Consider the following 17,870-nt stretch of genomic DNA (forward strand, 5'->3'; position numbering starts at 1 on the left):
GCGCCGTGCCTCGGGCGCGGCGACATGGACCTTGGAGGACGTCGTGAGCAAGACGAAGAAGTGGGTCATCACGGGCGCCGCGGCGCTCCTGCTCGGCGCGGGTGGCTACGTCATCAAGACGCGCACCGCGGAGCCGCAGGTACAGGAGCAGTCCACGTCGGTGGCGGTGGTGGAGCGCAAGGACATGGAGGTGGTCGCCGAGGCCTCCGGCCTGGTGGAGCCGCTGCGCGTGGTGGAGGTGAAGTCGAAGGCCTCGGGCGAGGTGCTGCGCGTCCACTTCGACACCGGCGACAAGGTGGAGAAGGACGCGCTGCTCGCCGAGGTGGACCCGCGCGACGTGCAGAACGCGCTGGCCCAGGCGCAGGCGGACGTGGACTCCGCGCGGGTGCGCATGAACACCACGGAGGCCCAGCGGCTGCGCCTGGAGGAGCTGCGCAAGTCCGGCTACGTCACCCAGCAGGAGTACGAGGCCGCGGTGGACGCGTCCGCCACGGCGCGGGCGACGAAGGTGCGGGCGGAGACGAACCTGCAGCTCGCGAAGGAGCGCAGCCGGGACGTCACGATTCGCGCGCCGATTGCCGGCACGCTGCTGGAGCGGACGATTCAGCCCGGCCTCATCATCGCCTCGGCGACGTCGAACGTGTCGGGTGGCACCACGCTGTTCAAGATGGCGGACCTGTCGGTGATGCAGGTGCGTGCCAAGGTGGACGAGACGGACGTGGGGCAGATCAAGGCCGGCCAGAAGGCCCGCGTGACGATGGAGGCCTACCCGGGCCGCGTCTTCATGGGCGACGTCGTCAAGGTGGAGCCGCAGGCGCTCGTCGAGCAGAACGTCACCCTCTTCCCGGTGATTGTCCGGATGGACAACCCGGAGGGGCTGCTGCGGCCGGGGATGAACGCGGAGGTCTCCATCGAGATTTCGCGTCGACGTGACGCGGTCACCGTGCCCAACGCGGCGGTGGCGAGCATGCGCGATGCCCGCTCCGCGGCGACGGCGGTGGGGGTCTCCGAGGAGGCCGTGCGCGCGGTGATGCGTCCGGCGGGTGGAGCTCCCGGCGCGGGAGGCGGTGCGCCCTCCGCGAACGGCCCGGGCAGCGGTGACAGCGCCGGCAATGGGAACGCGGCGGAAGGCAGGGGAGTCGTCGCCAGGGGTGGAGGCGCACGCGGCCGTGGCGACGGCGCGGGCAATGGGGATGCGGTGGGCGGTGCGAATGCGGGAGGCTCTGGGACTGCGGGCGGGGCGACGACCACCGCCACCGCTGGCGGCGCTGCCACGGCGGGAGCCAACGTGGGCGCGGCCGGAGCCGTGGCGGGTGCCGGCGGCGCGAATGTGGTGCCGGCGGCGGGCCAGGGCGGAGGCCGTGGCGGCCGGGGGGCGCGCGCTGGCAGCCAGGCCACGGGTGACACGCGGCCGGGCATCGTCTTCGTGCAGGGCGCGAAGGGAACGGAGCCCCGGCGCGTGGTGCTGGGCATGAGCGACTGGGAGAGCTCGGAGGTGGTCAGCGGGCTGGAGCCCGGTGAGAAGGTGCTGCTCATCTCCGTCGCGCAGCTCAAGGCGCAGCAGCAGCGGAGCACGGAGCGGATGCGTCAGATGGCCGGCGGAATCGTTCCCGGCGCGGGTGGCGCTGGCGGGCGTGGAGCGCGGTAGTCAGGAGGAGGCCAGGTCATGGGTGAAATCATCCGGGTCGCGTTCGACGCGGTCCTCGCCAACAAGCTGCGGTCGCTCTTGACGATGCTGGGCATCGTCATCGGCATCGCCGCGGTCATCACCATGGTGGCGCTGGGCGAAGGCGCGCAGCGCTCGGTGGCGCAGCGACTGCAGACGCTCGGCACCAACGTCCTCACGGTGCGTCCCGGCCAGTCCTTCGCGGGGGGCCTGGGGCGAGGACAGGCGTCGATGACCATCGACGACGCGGAGGCGCTGCGGGCGAACCCGAAGCACATCCAGGCCGTGGCCCCCGAAATCGAGTCGCGCTTCCAGGTGGAGTACGGCGCGGCCAACGCGAACCTTTCCGTGGTGGGCACCTGGCCGGACTACTTCGACATCAACCAGGGCCGCGTGGTGACGGGACGGCTCTTCACGGACGCGGAGGACCGGGGCCGCCGTCGCGTGGTGGTGCTGGGCGCGCTGGCGGGTGCGCAACTGGGCCTGAAGGACTCCTCGTCCCTGGTGGGCGAGAGCGTCCGCATCCGCGGCATCCCCTTCGAGGTCATCGGCGTGCTGGCGGAGAAGGGAGCCCAGGGCTTCTCCAATCCGGATGAGAGCCTCTACATCCCGCTTTCCACCGCGCAGTTCCGGGTGATGGGCAGCGACCGCATCCGCTCCATCGCCGTGCAGGCGACGGACGACAAGTCCATGGACGATGCGATGATAGAGATTGACACCACGCTCCGGCGCGAGCACCGGCTGCGGCCGGAGGCGCAGGCGGACTTCAACATCCGCGACCAGGCCTCGCTGCTCACGACGATGCAGGAGACGACGGAGACGTTCTCCCTGCTATTGGCCGGCATCGCCGCCATCTCCCTGCTGGTGGGAGGCATTGGCATCATGAACATCATGCTGGTGTCGGTGACGGAGCGGACGCGAGAGATTGGCCTGAGAAAGGCATTGGGCGCCACGGGCATGGACATCATGCTCCAGTTCCTCGTGGAGTCGCTGGTGCTGTGTCTCGCGGGTGGCACGCTCGGGCTGCTGCTGGGCGTGGGCGGCGCCACGGTGTTGCAGAAGGTGGCTGGGTGGACGGTGGTGGTCGCGCCCGAGGCCATCATCGTGGCCATCGCCTTCTCCGCGACGGTGGGTGTGTTCTTCGGAATCTGGCCCGCCCGGCGCGCGGCGAGCCTCGCTCCCATCGAGTCGCTGCGGTACGAGTGAACGTCACCCGGCGCTCTCAGTCCGACGCCGGGTTTCTCAATGGACCGCTGGAGGCTGCTCCTCCGCGGCGGGCCGCTCCGCCCGCTCCTCCACGGTCTCCACCTCCTCGAACTTGAACTCACCATCGCGGAAGTCGACGCGCACCCGGCTGTTCTCGCGCAGCTTGCCGCTGATGAGGGACTCGGAGATGGGGCCCTCGATGGAGCGCTGGATCTCGCGCCGCATTGGCCGGGCCCCGTAGGTGGGGTCCCACCCACGCTCCAGCAGCGCGTCGATGCCGGCGGGCGTCACCTCCATCTGGATGGCCTGCCCGTGGAGCAGGCGCCGCGTCCTCTCGAGCATCAGGTTGACGATCTCACGGATCTGCGCGCGGTTGAGAGGCTCGAACATCACCGCCTCGTCGATGCGGTTGAGGAACTCCGGCGGGAAGTGCCCCTTCAGCACGGACATCACCCGCTCGCGGATGCGGTCCTGCGGCTCCTTGCGCTCGGTCGCCTCCTGGATGCTCTTGGAGCCGAGGTTGCTCGTGCCGATGATGACCGTGTTCTTGAAGCTCACCACCTTGCCCTGGGCGTCGGTGAGCCGCCCGTCGTCGAGGACCTGCAGCAGGATGTGGAACACGTCAGGGTGGGCCTTCTCGACCTCGTCGAACAGGAGCACCGAGTAGGGGCGTCGCCGCACGGCCTCGGTCAGCTGACCGCCCTCCTCGTAGCCGACGTAGCCCGGAGGGGCGCCCACCAGCCGGCTCACGGTGTGCTTCTCCATGTACTCGCTCATGTCGAAGCGGATGAGCGCCTTCTCGTCCCCGAACATCAGCTCGGCCAGGGTCTTGGCCAGCTCCGTCTTGCCGACGCCCGTGGGTCCCAGGAAGAGGAAGGAGCCGATGGGCTTGTTCGGGTCCTTCAGCCCGGCCCTCGCCCGGCGGATGGCCTGCGAGAGCGCACGGATGGCATCGTCCTGGCCGATGACGCGCTCGTGCAGCCGCTGCTCCAGGTACATGAGCTTCTTGCGCTCATCCTCGGTCATCTGGGTGACGGGGATGCCCGTCATGCGCGAGAGCACCTCGGCGATGTCCCTGTCCGTCACCTCCGGTGTCTCCTCGCGCCTGGCGGACTTCCACTCCTTCTGCGCGGCCGACTCCTCCTTCTTCGCCTCCTTCAGCCTCGCCTCGCACTCCTGGGCGCGCTTCGTGTCCTTGCGGTCACGCGCCTCGGCGAGCGAGCGCTGCACCTTCGCCACCGAGTGCTCGGCGTGGGTCAGCCGCTCGGGGCGTGCGGACTGCCTCAGCCGCACGCGCGCCGCGGCCTGGTCCACCAGGTCGATGGCCTTGTCCGGCAGGAAGCGTCCCTGGATGTAGCGGTCGGAGAGCTCCACCGCGGCCACGATGGCCTCATCGTTGATGCGCACGCGGTGGTGCGACTCGTAGCGGTCCTTGAGGCCCTCGAGGATTTCGATGGCCTGCTCCGGGGTGGGCTCGGGGACCAGCACCGGCTGGAAGCGGCGCTCGAGCGCCGCATCCTTCTCGATGTTCTTGCGGTACTCGTTGAGGGTCGTGGCCCCGATGACGTGCAGCTCCCCGCGGGCCAGGGCCGGCTTGAGCATGTTGCCGGCGTCCATGGCGCCCTCGGCGGCGCCAGCTCCCACGAGGGTGTGCACCTCGTCGATGAAGAGGATGATTTCCTCGCTGTGGTCCTTCACCTCGTCCATCACCTTCTTGAGCCGCTCCTCGAACTCACCGCGGTACTTGCTGCCCGCCAGCAGTGCGGAGAGGTCCAGCTGCAGCACGCGCTTGTCGCGCAGCGTGTCGGGCACGGACTGGGAGGTGATGCGCTGGGCGATGCCCTCGGCGATGGCCGTCTTGCCCACGCCCGGCTCGCCGATGAGGCAGGGGTTGTTCTTCGTGCGGCGGGAGAGGATTTCCAGCGTGGTCTCGATTTCGCTCGCCCGCCCCACCACCGGGTCCAGCTTGCCCTCGGAGGCCAGCTGCGTCAGGTCCCGGCAGTACTCGTCCAGGGTGGGCGTGTCCGACCGCTTCTTCTCCGCCCCCGGGGCGAGCGCCTCCTTGACGGCCTCGCGCGCGTCCTGGTGCTTGACGCCCAGCTCCCGCAGGATTTCCGACGCCGTCCCCTCGCCCTCCTGCAGCAGACCCAGCAGCACGTGCTCCGGGCCCACGTAGGAGTGGCCGAGCGCGTAGGCCTCCTCGTAGGCGAGCTCCAACGCGCGCTTGGCATGGGGCGACAGCTCGGGCCGCTCCATGGGCCGCTTGCCCCTTCGCATCTCCGCCTCGGCGCGCTGGGCCACCCGGGCCGGGTCCATCTTCAGGCGGGTGAGCACCTCCTGGCCGCCCGGGTCCCGTGCGATGGCCACCAGGAGATGCTCGGTGTCGATGGCGGGTGCGCCCGCCTTCTGCGCTGCCTCGAAGGCCGAGGCGAGCACCCGGCGGGTGTCCTCCGAGAAAGCCTCGGTGATGTCGTAGCGCTCCACCGGCTGCCGGATGGCCTCGGGTGTTCCGCGCAGGCCCCCGAAGTCCTCGTCATCGAAGCCGCTGAAGAACTGGTCGAACAGTGACGTGCCCAGTCCTACGCGCCCGAAGCGCGAGCGCTGGCTGGCGCATACGTCACACAGCTCCTCGGTCGTCCTCCGGTTGCCCACAACCCGCATCACCCGCGTCGTCGCGGGGCGTTGCTGGCAGAGCTGACAAAGGTTGGCCATGGCGCAGAGTCCCCCTTCAGGGCCGTCACACCGGTGGCGCCCCGAGTCTCGGTTGAACGTAAAGCTGGGGACCGCAACGCATCCTCACCATGAGGTCCCGAGTCGCTGCCTGCTCGAACCGCGGGGCGTGCGGCGCTCCGCAGCGCGCCTGCCGCTGCCTCACGCCCGCACCTGCGGCCCCACCTGGCGCACACGGCAGGAGGTGAGGCCCCTCTGACGGCTCACGAGGCACTGGGGCCCATCAAGCGGCCCCCTCCCTTTCTCCGCTTTCGCGCCGGCTCATGCAGCCGGCTGCAGGACGACCTTGGTCCAGCCGCTGTCGCGCTTGTCGAAGTGCAGGTAGCCGTCAGGCGCCTTGTCGAGCGGGAGCGTGTGCGAGACGATCCACGAGGGCTTCACCTTGTCCAGGTGGATGAGCTCTCGCAGCTGGCGGTTGTAGGCCTTCACGTTGCACTGGCCGGTCGCCACCCGCTGCCCCTTGAACCAGAGCATGCCCCAGTCGAAGACGATTTCACCCTGCTTGGCCAAGGTGTCCGGGCCGCCGGGGTCATTGGGGATGAAGACGCCCACCACGCCGATGCCGCCGGTGAACTTCACCGCCTTCACCAGGTTGTTCATCGTCAGGTTGGGGTGCTCCGTCCCCTGCGGGTCGTGCGCCTGGTAGCCCACGCACTCGCAGCCGCGGTCGGCGCCCTTGCCGTTGGTGAGCTCCTTCACCCGCTCGACGGGGTCCACCTTCGAGTAGTCGATGGGGATGGCGCCAATCTTCTCGCAGAGAGCGAGCCGGTCCGGATGGCGGTCGACGACCATCACCTTGCTCGCGCTCTTGATGGTGGCGGAGAGCGCGGCCATCTGTCCCACGGGCCCTCCACCGAAGATGACGACGGATTCGCCCGGCATGAGCCCGGCGAGCTCGGTGACGTGGTAGCCGGTGGGGAAGATGTCGGCGAGCATCACGTAGTCGAGCTGCTTCTCCTCGGCGTCCTCCGGCAGCCGCAGGCAGTTGAAGTCGGCCCAGGGCACGCGCAGGTACTCGGCCTGCCCGCCGTTGTAGGGCCCCATGTCGGCGAAGCCGTAGGCGGCGCCGGCCGTCCCCGCCGGGTTGGCGGTGAGGCAGAAGGCGGTCAGGCCGTGCTCGCAGTTCTCGCAGTGGCCACAGCTGACGTTGAAGGGAACGGCCACCCAGTCGCCCACCTTCAGCTTGTCCACCGCCGAGCCGACCTCGACCACCTCTCCGAGGTTCTCGTGCCCGAGCACCCGGCCCGACTCCATGTCGGTGCGGCCTTCGTACATGTGCAGGTCGGAGCCGCAGATGTTGGTACTGCGAATGCGCACCACCGCATCGGTGGGCCGCTCAATCTTCGCGTCCGGCACTTCCTTCACACTGACCTTGCGCGGTCCCTCGTAGACGAGTGCCTTCATGGTGCCCCCTTGTGCATGGCGTTGCAGCAGTCCTCGACAAGCCTTGGCAGGAACGCACGTCAGGACAACCCGCCCCACCGAGGGAGCCGGCCGCGCGGCGGAAGGGTGACCGAAGCACCGCAGGGCCTGCCCTGACGTCGGCTGTCTGCGGACTAGTGCAGGGGACCGGGGCCCTCCTGGGGCCCCTCCGGGAAGGGCTCGCGCGCCAGCGCCGTCGTCGGCGGGGGCCCCTTCACCGTCCGCTCCGGGTGCGTGCCCGCCGGGTCGATTTCCTCCCGCGTGTAGGCCAGGGCGGACGCGAGCTGTCCCACCACGCCGTCCCACTCTGCGCGCAGCGCGACGTAGTGACGGGCCCCCTCCTGCTCGTCGGCGACGGTCTGGATGCCGGCCTGCTGCAGCCGGCGGAGCGCGACGCCGTAGCGCTGGCGCCAGCGCTCCTTCGCCTCCGCGCTCGGCGGCCCCGGATGGGCAGCTCCCTCCGACAGGAAGGTTGCAGCCAGGGAGGTGATGGCGAGCCTGGACGCCGCCCACAGCTCCGCCACCGCGCCCGACTCCTGCAGCCAGCCATACTCCCGCTCGTCCAGCGCGCTGAGGATGAGCGACACGGCGTCCAGGCTCACCGTGCTGATGGAGGACACCGAGTAGTACGTCACGGGGAAGCGGAAGTAGAAGAGCACCGGGTAGAAGTGGTGGGTCTCCTTCATCTCGGCGACCGCGCCGGCCAGCTCCGACAGGTTGGAGTAGCCGCCTTGGAACTGCCCCCGCGGGCCGAGCCGGGCGATGAGCTCCGCGGCGTCCTCGCGCTGCGCGGAGAAGAGGTAGACGCGGAGCCCGAGCGCGTTGCGTCGCTGGAGCGCGGAGTAGATTTGCATCAGGTACGTCAGCGTGAGCGACACCACCGACAAGCCCAGCAGCGAGTTGAACAGGAAGAAGAGCTTGAAGGCCCCCGTCTGCGGGGAGAAGTTGCCACCCCCCACGATGGAGACGCTGTTGCCGCCGACGTACATGGCGGTGAGGAAGTCGGTGGGAGTCGGTCCGCTGTTGGCGCGGACCGCCGTGCCGAGCACCGGGTGGATGACCAGCGCCGTTCCGAGCGTCAGCCCCAAGGCCCACGTCACCACCAGCACCCCGACGATGACCGGCCCGCAGAAGGACATGGCGACGCGACGCCGCCTGCCCAGGGGCCGGGACGCCCAGAGGAAGAGCCGCCAGACCCCCTGTGAAATCCGCGGCGCCAGGATTCCCGTGCCCAGCCGCGCGTAGAGCACGGTGAGGAACACGTCCAGCAGCACCAGCGCGAGCAGCAGGAGGCCACTTGTCTGTTCCAGCCAGCCGTGCATGTGCGTCCCTCAGAGACAGCGCTCGAGGATGTCCAGGCCCTCGTGCACGGTCCTCCTGGAGATGTTGAGCGCGGGGAAGAGGGTGAGAGTGTCGTCGTCGATGCCGAGGATGAGCCCCGCCCTCCGGCAGCGGCCGGCCAGCGCACCGGCGTAGGCCCCATCCTCGAACTCCAGACCGATGGCGAGGCCGGTGACGCGGATGTCCACGGGGAGCCGAAGTCCATCTGGTGGAGCCGGGAGCGGAAGTCCTCGCTGCGCTCCGCCACGTTCTTCAGCAGGTGCGCCTGGTGCGCGCGCAGGTACGCGAGGTTGGCGAGCGCCGCCTCCACGCTGAGCGGGTGCCAGCCGTACGTGGTCCACCGCGTTGGCGTCCAGGGGGCGCTTCACCTTGAGGCAGCCGCGCAGCAGGTTGGGCAGGTTCTCCCGGTACTCGGAGGCACCCACGCTCATCGTGCCCAGGGAGTTGCCGTGGTAGCTGTCCTCGATGGACACGAACTTCGAGCGGCCGGTGGAGGCCATGGCCAGTTGGAGGGCAATCTCCACCGCCTCGGTGCCACCGGTGGCCCGGTAGCTCTTCTGCAGACGGCCCGGGGTGATGTCCGCCAGCTGCTGCGCCAGCTCCGTCCATGGCCCATACAGGTAGGAGGGGTGGACGTAGTCGGGGCCGTCGAAGCGGCGCAGGCGCGCGCGGATTTCCCGCACGTCCCAGCCGAGGTTGCCCACGCACCAGCCGGTGATGAAGTCCACGTAGCGGCGCCCGTCCGCCCCCTGGACGTAGCTGCCCCGGGCGCCGACGAACTGGACGTCGTGCGGCGGGGAGCCGCGGCCCATGTACCGCTGGTCCGCGCGCTTCACGCTCGCGCTCGCCCCCGAGGACTCTCGTCGCGATGCCGTCACGGAGAGCCCCTGCGCCCTACATGCGCGACTGGGGCCGGCCCATGCGCGGCACGCGGTCGCCTTCCCAGGGAAGCCCCGTCATCGGCTCGATGTCGGGCCCCACCCGCTGCTCGATGGCGGCGAGCAGCGCTTCAGCCGTGTAGGCGCCGTTGTGGCGCTCCCCGTTGATGAAGAAGGTCGGGGTGCCGTTCACGCCACTGCGCACGCCCTCGAGGAAGTCGCGCTGGACCTTCGGCAGGGAGCGGTGCTCCTGGAGGTCGCGAGTGAAGCGGCCCATGTCGAGCCCCAGGTCGGCCGCGTACGTCAGCAGCGCGGGAGCCTCCAGGTTCTGCTGGTTCTGGAAGAGCATCTCGTACATCTCCCAGAACCTTCCCTGCGCGCCGGCGGCCTCCGCGGCCTCCGCGGCCAGCAGCGCGTGCGGGTGAAGCTGGGAGAGGGGGAAGTGGCGGAAGACGAAGCGGACCCGGTCTCCGACAGCGCTCTCGAGCCGCTTCAGCTCCCAGGAGGCGCGCCCACAGAAGGGACACTCGAAGTCGCCGTACTCCAGGAGGGTGACGGGGGCATCGGCCGGCCCCTTCGCCCAGTCATTGGCGTCCACGCCTCTGCGAAGTCTGCTCATGTCCGGGCCTCCGGCTGAGGTGGCTGCTGCTGTGGCTGGAAGGTGGGGAACTCCATCTGCTTGCCGGTCAGCCGCTCGAGCGCGTCGATGACGCCGTCCGCGCCAGGGTTGAGCTCGATGGGCGAGACGTAGCTCCAGTAGATGACGCCCTTGCCGTCGATGACGTAGAGCGCTCGCTCGCAGATGCCGACGTCCTCCCGGTAGATGTTGTAGCGGCGCGAGACCTCTCCCTTCGGATGGAAGTCGGAGAGGAGCGGAATCTGGATGTGGAGCTCCTTGGCGAAGGCGATGTGGCTCCAGAGGGAGTCGCACGAGATGCCGAACACCTTCGCGCCGAACTGGCCGAACACGGGCATCAGCTCGTTGAAGAGCCCCAGCTCGTTGGTGCAGACAGGGGTGAAGTCCCCCGGGTAGAAGACGAGGACGGCGGGGGAGCCCTCCTGGTCCGAGAGCTTGACCCGTCGCCCATCAGGGGTGGATGGAAGGTCCAGCTCGGGTGCGCGCGCACCGGCTGGCAGACCGTGCGCAAGGACGCCCGAAGCTGGAGGAGCAGGAGCAAGTGTGGCCATGGGGAGAAGCCCCTTTCGCCACGATATTGGCCACGCGGGGGGCCACCGCCCACCCCTCTGCCATGAGGAGAGGAGGAGGTACGCGCTCCCCCTCCCCCCGGCCCCCTCACGGAGGAGAGAGAGGCGCGGCTCACCTCACCGCCAGGGGCAGCCGGGCGAGTTGGCCGCGCTCATGCCGCTGCACTTGGAGCTTCGCCACCTCGGCGCAGAGGGCCTCTCATGGTGCGGCGCAGGTCATGGCCCGCCGGTGCCTCAGCCCGGCCCAATCCGCTATACCTCTCAAGGGTGATGGCCCGCTACATGCCTGTAGCGGCACGTTGCTCCCGTGCCCACCGCTCCCATGCCGTGCGCGGGTGATATCGCGCAGGTCCGACACCGTCAGTATCTGGTCAACGAGGTCATCGCTCCTTCGGATGTCCGGGAGCAACACACCCTCGTTCGTCTCACGTGTCTCGATGATGACGCGCAGGGTCGCCCCCTGTCTGTCTTGTGGGAGCGTGAACTCGCCGCTCAGGTCATCCGACCCGAACAGGGTGGCTTGGGATCGCCTGAGCGTTTCGACGAGCCCCGTCACTTCGCCGCGTATCTGCACGCGCTCAAGTGGAGCTCCGTCACCGCCACTGACGCCCGGCTCTTCCAGGCGCCGTTCCGCGCGGGCATCCACTTGATGAATCACCAGCTCACGCCTCTCAAGAAGGCGCTCGAGTTGCCTCGGGTGAATCTCTTCATCGCCGACGACGTAGGTCTCGGAAAGACCATCGAGGCGGGGCTGGTGTTGCAGGAGCTCATCCTCCGCCAGCGCGTGGACCGCGTCCTCATCGTCTGCCCGGCGTCGGTGACGCTCCAGTGGCGCGATGAGATGGAGAAGCGCTTCGGTCTGCGCTTCGAAATCTTCAACAGCGAGTTCGTCTCCCGCCGCCGTCAGGAGCGCGGCTTCCAGGTCCCAGTCTGGGCCACGCACTCACGCTTCATCGTGTCGTACCAGACGCTGCGGCGCAGCGAATACTTCGAGCCGCTGAAGACCCTCCTGGAGGAGAAGGGTCCCCACAAGTCCTTGTTGGTGCTCGACGAGGCGCACGTCGTCGCGCCCGCATCGGCCAGCCGGTACGCCATCGACACGGAGACCACTCGCAGCATCCGCTCACTGGCGGAGCGCTTCGAGCACCGGCTCTTCCTCTCCGCTACACCCCACAACGGCCACTCCAACAGCTTCTCCGCGCTGCTCGAGATGTTGGACCCACAGCGCTTCACGCGGGGCACCCGCGTCCGCGAATCACAGCTGGCTCCCGTCATGGTGCGCCGGCTCAAGGGCGACCTTCGCGCCCTGGGCAGTTCACAGCGCTACCCCGAGCGGCACGTGGTGGGCGTGCGGCTGACGCATGACTCGGGACGCTGGCACGCCGAATGGCTCGCCCCGGACGGAAAGACCGTCGAGCAGCGTGTCGATCTGGGCGAAGCCTCCGCTCCGGAACTGGAGCTGTCCCAGAAGCTCGCGCGCTACACGGAGCTCATGGCGCCCGGGACGAAGCAGGGGCGCCTGGTCTTCATCAACCTCCAGAAGCGCCTCCTCTCCAGCATCGAGGCGTTCCACCGCACCCTCTCCGTCCACGCGGCGGCCTTCGGCGCGGGGGCGATGGCTCCCGACGGCGGAGCGCTCACCGGCGACACGGCTCCTGAGTCCGAGGAGCACGGCGAGACGGACGACACACTCGAGCTGTCGTTCGCGGAGACCATCCGCGAGCACAGTCAGGAGCTGTCCGCCAGCGTCCAGGCGCGCAAGCTCCTGGATGACATGCTCAAGCTGAGCGCCCGGCACCGCGCTGCCCGGGACGCGAAGCTGCGGGCCCTGCTCCACTGGATTCGCGAGCACCAATGCCCGCTCACCCGAGGCGCCGCATGGAAGCCCCGCCGGGTCATCGTTTTTACCGAGTATGGCGACACGCTCCGCTACCTCAAGGAGCAGCTCACCGCCGCCTTCGAGGGGACCCAACGGGGCGATGAGCGCATCCTCACGCTGACGGGCGGCATCGATGACGTGAAGCGCGCGGAGGTGCAGGCCGCCTTCAACGGCTCGATGGAGGAGTTCCCCGTGCGGGTCCTCCTCGCGACTGACGCCGCGCGCGAAGGCATCAACCTGCAGGGACACTGCGCGGACCTGTTCCACTTCGACATTCCGTGGAATCCCTCGCGCATGGAGCAGCGCAACGGTCGCATCGACCGGGCCCTGCAACCCGCGCCCGCCGTGCGCTGCGGCTACTTCGTCTACGGCCAGCGCGCCGAGGATGCGGTGCTCGACACCCTCGCGCGCAAGGTAGAGACCATCACGCGCGAGCTGGGCAGCCTGGGCTGCGTGCTGATGGACCAGATGCACGATGCCCTCGTCTCGGGCATCACGAAGGGCACGCTGGAGAGCCTCTCCCGTGCCGCGACCTCCTCCCGCACGGAGGTGACGAAGCGGGAATTGGAGTCCCAGCGCACGCTCCAATCCCTGCGCAAGGAGCTGGATGCGATTGGAGAGCTCCGCGAGCGCAGCGGCAAGGTGATGGATTTCAATCCCGCCCTGCTGCGCGATGCGCTGGACGTGGGGTTCGAGCTGGCCGGCGCGGGCCGGTTGGAGCGGGAGTCCCTCACGGAAGAGGGCCGGACGCTGGAGGCCTGGAAGGTCCCCACCCTTCCCGCTTCGTGGAGCACGACCCTGGATTCCATTCGTCCGCGCCGAGAGCACGACGAGGCAGCATGGGAGTGGCGCAAGCGCCCCCTGTCTCCCGTCGTCTTCGAGGCACCTCCGGGCGTCTCCAGCAAGCTCGTCCACCTGCACCTGTCCCATCCGCTCGTCCAGCGGGTGCTCCAGCGGTTCCTGGCGCAGGGGTTCTCCGCGAACGACCTGAGCCGTGTCACGGTGGTCCAGACCCAGCGCGACGCAGTGGCGCGCGTCGTCGTCTTCGGCCGGTTGTCGCTCTTTGGCGAGGGCGCCGCACGGCTCCATGACGAGGTGGTCTCTGTTTCGGCAAGGTGGCTGGACGGCGGCGGCCGCGGGCACCTGAAGCCCTTCGCGGACGAGGCGGACCGCAAGGCGATAGACCAACTGGAGACCACGCTGGCGGAAGCGCCCGCGCTCTCCGCGACACCGAAGGCCGTCCAGAAACGGCTGTTGGCCAGTGTCGAGTCCGATTTCTCGAAGCTCTGGTCCGCCATCGAGGAACAGGCCTCGGTGCGGGAGCAGGATGCTCGCAAGAAGCTGGCGGCGCGGGGGGCGTCCGAAGCCAAGGCGCTGACTCAGATTCTCATGACGCAGCGGGAGGCCATCCAGGAGGCATTGGGCGCGCAGCTCGAGCTCAAGCTCGACGCCCGGGCGGAGCAGGACCAGTGGAGGAGGGACAAGGTCCATCTCGAGCAGCGATTGACCGCGCTCGAAAGGGAGCTCGTCGAACAACCCGAATTCTTGAAGGCCACCTACGCCGTGCGGGTCGCCCGCCTGGTGCCCGTGGGCATGGTCTACCTGTGGCCGGGGGCGCGCTGATGAACGGACAGAACTTTGGCGGAGACGTCGAGCGTCGCTATCACCAGACATGGATGGGGATGGCACAGCCCATCGAAGGACTGGTGGTTTCCATCCCGGTCCTCGAGGACGCGCAGTGCATGCAGCGCCTGCCGGTGTCCGCGCAGTCGCGGTTCGTCCTGCTGGCGGGCCGGGAGTCACCTCGCGTGACGGATGTCCCGCGCTTCCTCCGGGAGGTGCTGGGCTACACCGAGGATGATTTCACCACGGTGTTTCCGGAGGACCTCCAGCTCGACATCGCGGAGGGGCAACAGACGATCAAGCCCACGCGGGGGCTGTTGCGACGAGGGCCTCCTCCCGCGAAGCCGGAAGGGTTGCCGGATGATTCCACGCCCATCAGCCGCGCCGCGGAAGGCTTCGCGCTCCTGACCTGGGAACTGCCGGCCGGGTTGGACCTGGACAAGAAGGAAGACACCACGGGCGCATGGTTCTACGAGCCAACCGCCAAGTTCGACCGCCTGCTGCGCGCGGCCCGTGTCCCCATCGGCCTGCTGTTCAATGAGGACTCCGTGCGCCTGCTCTATGCGCCCCACGGAGAGACGTCAGGGCACATCACCTTCCGGTTCAAGGACATCGTCACCGCCAGCGGGCGGCCACTGTTCGACGCGATGGTGATGCTCCTGCACGCGCGCCGCTTCTTCGGCGTGCTGCCCGAGTATCAGCTTCCCGCGCTCTTGGAGCAGTCGCGCCTCCGGCAGGCGGATGTCACCGACGAACTGGCCGACCAGGTACTGGAAGCGCTCGGCATCCTCCTCACGGGCTTCGAGACGGCCGCTGAGCGAGATGGCTCTCGTTCCCTGGACGAAGCGTTCTCACGAGGTGAGGACCATGTCTACGGCGGACTCCTCTCCACGCTCTTGCGGCTCGTCTTCATCCTCTACGCGGAAGACCAGGGTCTGCTTCCCGTGGACCAGGAGCCCTACCGCGATGACCTGTCGGTGAAGGCACTTCACGCGCAACTCGTCGAGGACTCCAGCCAATACCCCGATTCGATGAACCGGCGGTTCGGTGCGTGGCCACGGTTGCTGGCGCTCTTCCGGTGCATCTACCTGGGAGCCTCGCACGACAAGCTGCGAATGCCGGCACGGCGCGGACAGCTCTTCGACCCTGACACGTTCCCTTTCCTGGGAAGCGCGAGTTCCGCCGATGCGGGCACGGATGCGCGGGTGCCTCCCATTGATGACGCGACGGTCCTCCAGGTCCTGGAACGGCTCATCTTCCTCAAGGGACAGCGACTGAGCTTCAAGTCGCTCGACGTGGAGCAGATTGGCTCCGTGTACGAGGGACTGATGGGCTTCCACGTGAAGCGCCTGACCGGTGCTGGAATCTGCCTCAAGCCCTCGAAGGTATGGGTCTCCGTGGACGAGGTGCTGGCCCAGCCCGCGAAGCGGCGTGCGGCATGGCTGGAAGAAGAGGCGGGCCTCGACGCGAAGGCAGTGAAAGGCCTGTCGAAGGCGCTGGAGCAGGCCTCCACGCAGCAGATGGTTCTTACCGCGCTGGAGCCGTACCTCGTGAAGGGGACCGAGACACGGCGAGCATCCCAGTTGGTGCTCCAGCCTGGCGACGAGCGGCGACGGACCAGCAGCCACTACACGCCTCGAAGTCTGTCAGCGCCCATCGTCCGCCGGGCTCTGGAGCCTTTGCTCAAGACGATGGGGCCGCAGCCGTCTTCAGAAAGACTCCTCAACCTGAAGATCTGCGACCCGGCCATGGGGTCGGGTGCGTTCCTGGTGGAGTCCTGCCGCTTTCTCGCGGACCAGGTTGTCGCCGCCTGGACACGTGAGGGCGTGCTGAAGCATGACAAGCACGAGGACGAGCTGATGCGGGCACGCCGGCTGGTGGCCCAGCGATGCCTGTACGGCGTGGACAAGAATCCATGGGCCGTTAAGCTCGCGAAGCTGTCGCTGTGGCTCGTGACGTTGGCGAAGACGGAGCCCTTCACATTCCTGGACCATGCGCTCAAGTGCGGGGATTCGCTGGTCGGGCTCGACCTGGATCAGCTTCGAGCGTTCCACTGGGACCCGGCCAGCAAGAAGCAGTCGGAACTGTCCTGGGCGTTCATCTCGAAGGCGCTGAAGAGCTCGCTGGAGAAGCGCGAGGAGATCCTCCAGCTCGCGCTCGACCTGGAAGGGCCGAAGCGCAAGCCGCTGCAACTGGACCTGGATCCCGGCCGGGTGAAGGAGGGTCTTCTCCGCGACGCGGACGCGGCGTTGGAGGACATCAAGACGATCGCCAACGCGTGCGTCGGGGCGTTCTTCGCCCATGGCTCGGACAAAGAGCGGGAGAAGGAGCGCGTCCGCCGGTTGGACCGGATTGGGGTGTGGCTGTCCAAGGCGAAGAATGGGGTTCCGCCTCCCATGCCGGCGGACATCGCGGCGTTCTCCGCGCCGCCATGGACGTTCCACTGGCCGCTGGAGTTCCCGGAGGTTTTCCACGGGAGCCGGCCGGATCCGCTCGACAACGAGCAGCCCAACAAGGCTGCATGGATCGATGGGTTCGTGGGGAACCCGCCGTTCGCGGGGAAGAACGCCATCATCGAGACGGGCGGAGAGAACTACCTCCCTTGGCTCCAGGCGGTTCATGAGGGAGCGCACGGCAACGCGGATCTCTCCGCGCACTTCTTCCGCCGTGCGTTCCACCTGCTGGGGCAGCACGGCAGCTTCGGATTCATCGCCACCAATACCATCGCGCAGGGGGACACGAGAGCCACGGGACTGAAGTGCCTGGTGGACCACGGCGGCCACCTCTACGACGCCGTGCGCTCCATGAAGTGGCCGGTGGCTGGCGCCAACGTCTCTGTGTCCGTGGTGCATCTGGCAAAGGGCCACGTCTCAGACTTGAAGTTGGAGCCTCGCCTCGATCGGCTGCCCGTGAAACACCTCAACTCTCGACTGAGAGGAAAACCCGAGCGAGCAGATCCCGTGGCACTTACCGCCAACACGGGGAAGAGCTTCCAGGGATGCATCGTCCTTGGAATGGGGTTCGTGCTAAACCCCGAGCAACGCTCAGCCCTTGTCGCAGATTCATCCAAGAATGCGGAGCGCATCTTTCGCTATGTGGGTGGCGAGGAACTCAACTCCGACCCGAGCCCAGAACTCGAAAGGCATGTCATCAATTTCGGGCAGATGGATTTAAAAGAAGCTGAACGTTGGCCTGACCTCATCCGCATCGTGCGAGACTCGGTAAAGCCTGAACGCGACAAGAACAATAGGGAAAGCTACCGCAAGTGGTGGTGGCAGTTTGGCGAGAAGCGCATTGAGCTCCAGGAAGCACTTTGCCCGCTAAGCCGTTGCCTCACGACATCTCGAGTCTCGAAGCACCTGATGTTCTCCTGGCAGCAGTCCTCTACGATCTTCAGTGAGGGCGTCGTTGTCATTCCAGTGGAACAAGACCACTGGTTGACGGCGCTGCAGTCACGCGTGCACGAGGTTTGGGCGCGACTGCTGTCGTCATCCCTCGAAGACCGACTTCGTTACACCCCCAGCGACTGCTTCGAGACCTTTCCTTTCCCTGTTCTAGGCAATGCATCAGGGCTCAATGCCTTAGGCAAGCGACTCCATCTTGAGCGCAGCCAGTACATGCAGGCCCACAACATCGGCCTGACGACGACGTACAACCGGCTCAAGGACAAGTCCGTCACCGACACAGCGACGCAGCGTCTGCGGGACCTGCACGTGGCCGTGGACCAGGCCGTCCTGGACGCCTACGGCAGGAAGGACATCCACGCCCCTCCGTACTGCGGCGCCACCACCAAACAGCTCGAAACCTTCGAGGACGAAGTTCTCGACCGCCTGTTCGACCTGAACGCCCAGCGTGCCCACGAGGAAGCCCACCCCTCCGTCCGCCGTCCCTCGAAGTCCCGCGCCCAGACCGCCTGAGC

10 protein-coding genes are annotated in these 17,870 nt (G+C 67.9%); 4 read left to right on the forward strand and 6 right to left on the reverse strand.

What is annotated here, in order from left to right:
- The first annotated feature begins 43 nt into the window (after positions 1-43).
- Complete coding sequence (locus tag ACX9TP_RS27370) at positions 44-1,648, forward strand: efflux RND transporter periplasmic adaptor subunit (RefSeq protein ID WP_482973565.1); 1,605 nt, start codon at positions 44-46, stop codon at positions 1,646-1,648.
- 18 nt (positions 1,649-1,666) lie between these two features.
- Positions 1,667-2,872 (forward strand): ABC transporter permease, encoded by a 1,206-nt coding sequence (locus ACX9TP_RS27375; RefSeq protein WP_482973566.1) that lies wholly within the window; start codon positions 1,667-1,669, stop codon positions 2,870-2,872.
- Between the two features lie 36 nt (positions 2,873-2,908).
- On the opposite strand, the gene ACX9TP_RS27380 is transcribed toward ACX9TP_RS27375, so the two are convergent.
- From ACX9TP_RS27380 to ACX9TP_RS27405, 6 genes are all read right to left on the reverse strand, one after another.
- A complete protein-coding gene (locus tag ACX9TP_RS27380; protein WP_482973567.1) occupies positions 2,909-5,584 on the reverse strand; it encodes an ATP-dependent Clp protease ATP-binding subunit in 2,676 nt (891 codons plus the stop codon).
- A 279-nt stretch (positions 5,585-5,863) separates the two neighbouring features.
- Entirely contained in the window at positions 5,864-7,006 is a 1,143-nt protein-coding gene (locus ACX9TP_RS27385) for a glutathione-independent formaldehyde dehydrogenase (RefSeq protein ID WP_482973568.1), read from the reverse strand.
- Between the two features lie 152 nt (positions 7,007-7,158).
- Entirely contained in the window at positions 7,159-8,346 is a 1,188-nt protein-coding gene (locus ACX9TP_RS27390; RefSeq protein WP_482973569.1) for a potassium channel family protein, read from the reverse strand.
- A gap of 9 nt (positions 8,347-8,355) precedes the next feature.
- The gene (locus tag ACX9TP_RS27395; RefSeq protein WP_482973570.1) at positions 8,356-9,243 is read right to left on the reverse strand and encodes an aminotransferase class III-fold pyridoxal phosphate-dependent enzyme; all 888 of its coding nucleotides are present in this window, start codon (positions 9,241-9,243) and stop codon (positions 8,356-8,358) included.
- A 16-nt stretch (positions 9,244-9,259) separates the two neighbouring features.
- Positions 9,260-9,862 (reverse strand): DsbA family protein, encoded by a 603-nt coding sequence (locus ACX9TP_RS27400; protein ID WP_482973571.1) that lies wholly within the window; start codon positions 9,860-9,862, stop codon positions 9,260-9,262.
- Complete coding sequence (locus tag ACX9TP_RS27405; protein WP_482973572.1) at positions 9,859-10,431, reverse strand: redoxin domain-containing protein; 573 nt, start codon at positions 10,429-10,431, stop codon at positions 9,859-9,861. The genes ACX9TP_RS27400 and ACX9TP_RS27405 overlap by 4 nt, the downstream gene beginning before the upstream one ends.
- Before the next feature lie 325 nt (positions 10,432-10,756).
- On the opposite strand from ACX9TP_RS27405, the gene drmD reads away from it, so the two are divergent.
- Positions 10,757-13,951 (forward strand): DISARM system SNF2-like helicase DrmD, encoded by a 3,195-nt coding sequence (drmD, locus tag ACX9TP_RS27410; protein ID WP_482973573.1) that lies wholly within the window; start codon positions 10,757-10,759, stop codon positions 13,949-13,951.
- On the forward strand, positions 13,951-17,868 hold the full coding sequence (locus ACX9TP_RS27415; protein WP_482973574.1) for a DNA methyltransferase: 3,918 nt from the start codon (positions 13,951-13,953) through the stop codon (positions 17,866-17,868). The genes drmD and ACX9TP_RS27415 overlap by 1 nt, the downstream gene beginning before the upstream one ends.
- Positions 17,869-17,870 lie beyond the last annotated feature (2 nt).

It is taken from the genome of Pyxidicoccus sp. M15 (assembly GCF_056858435.1).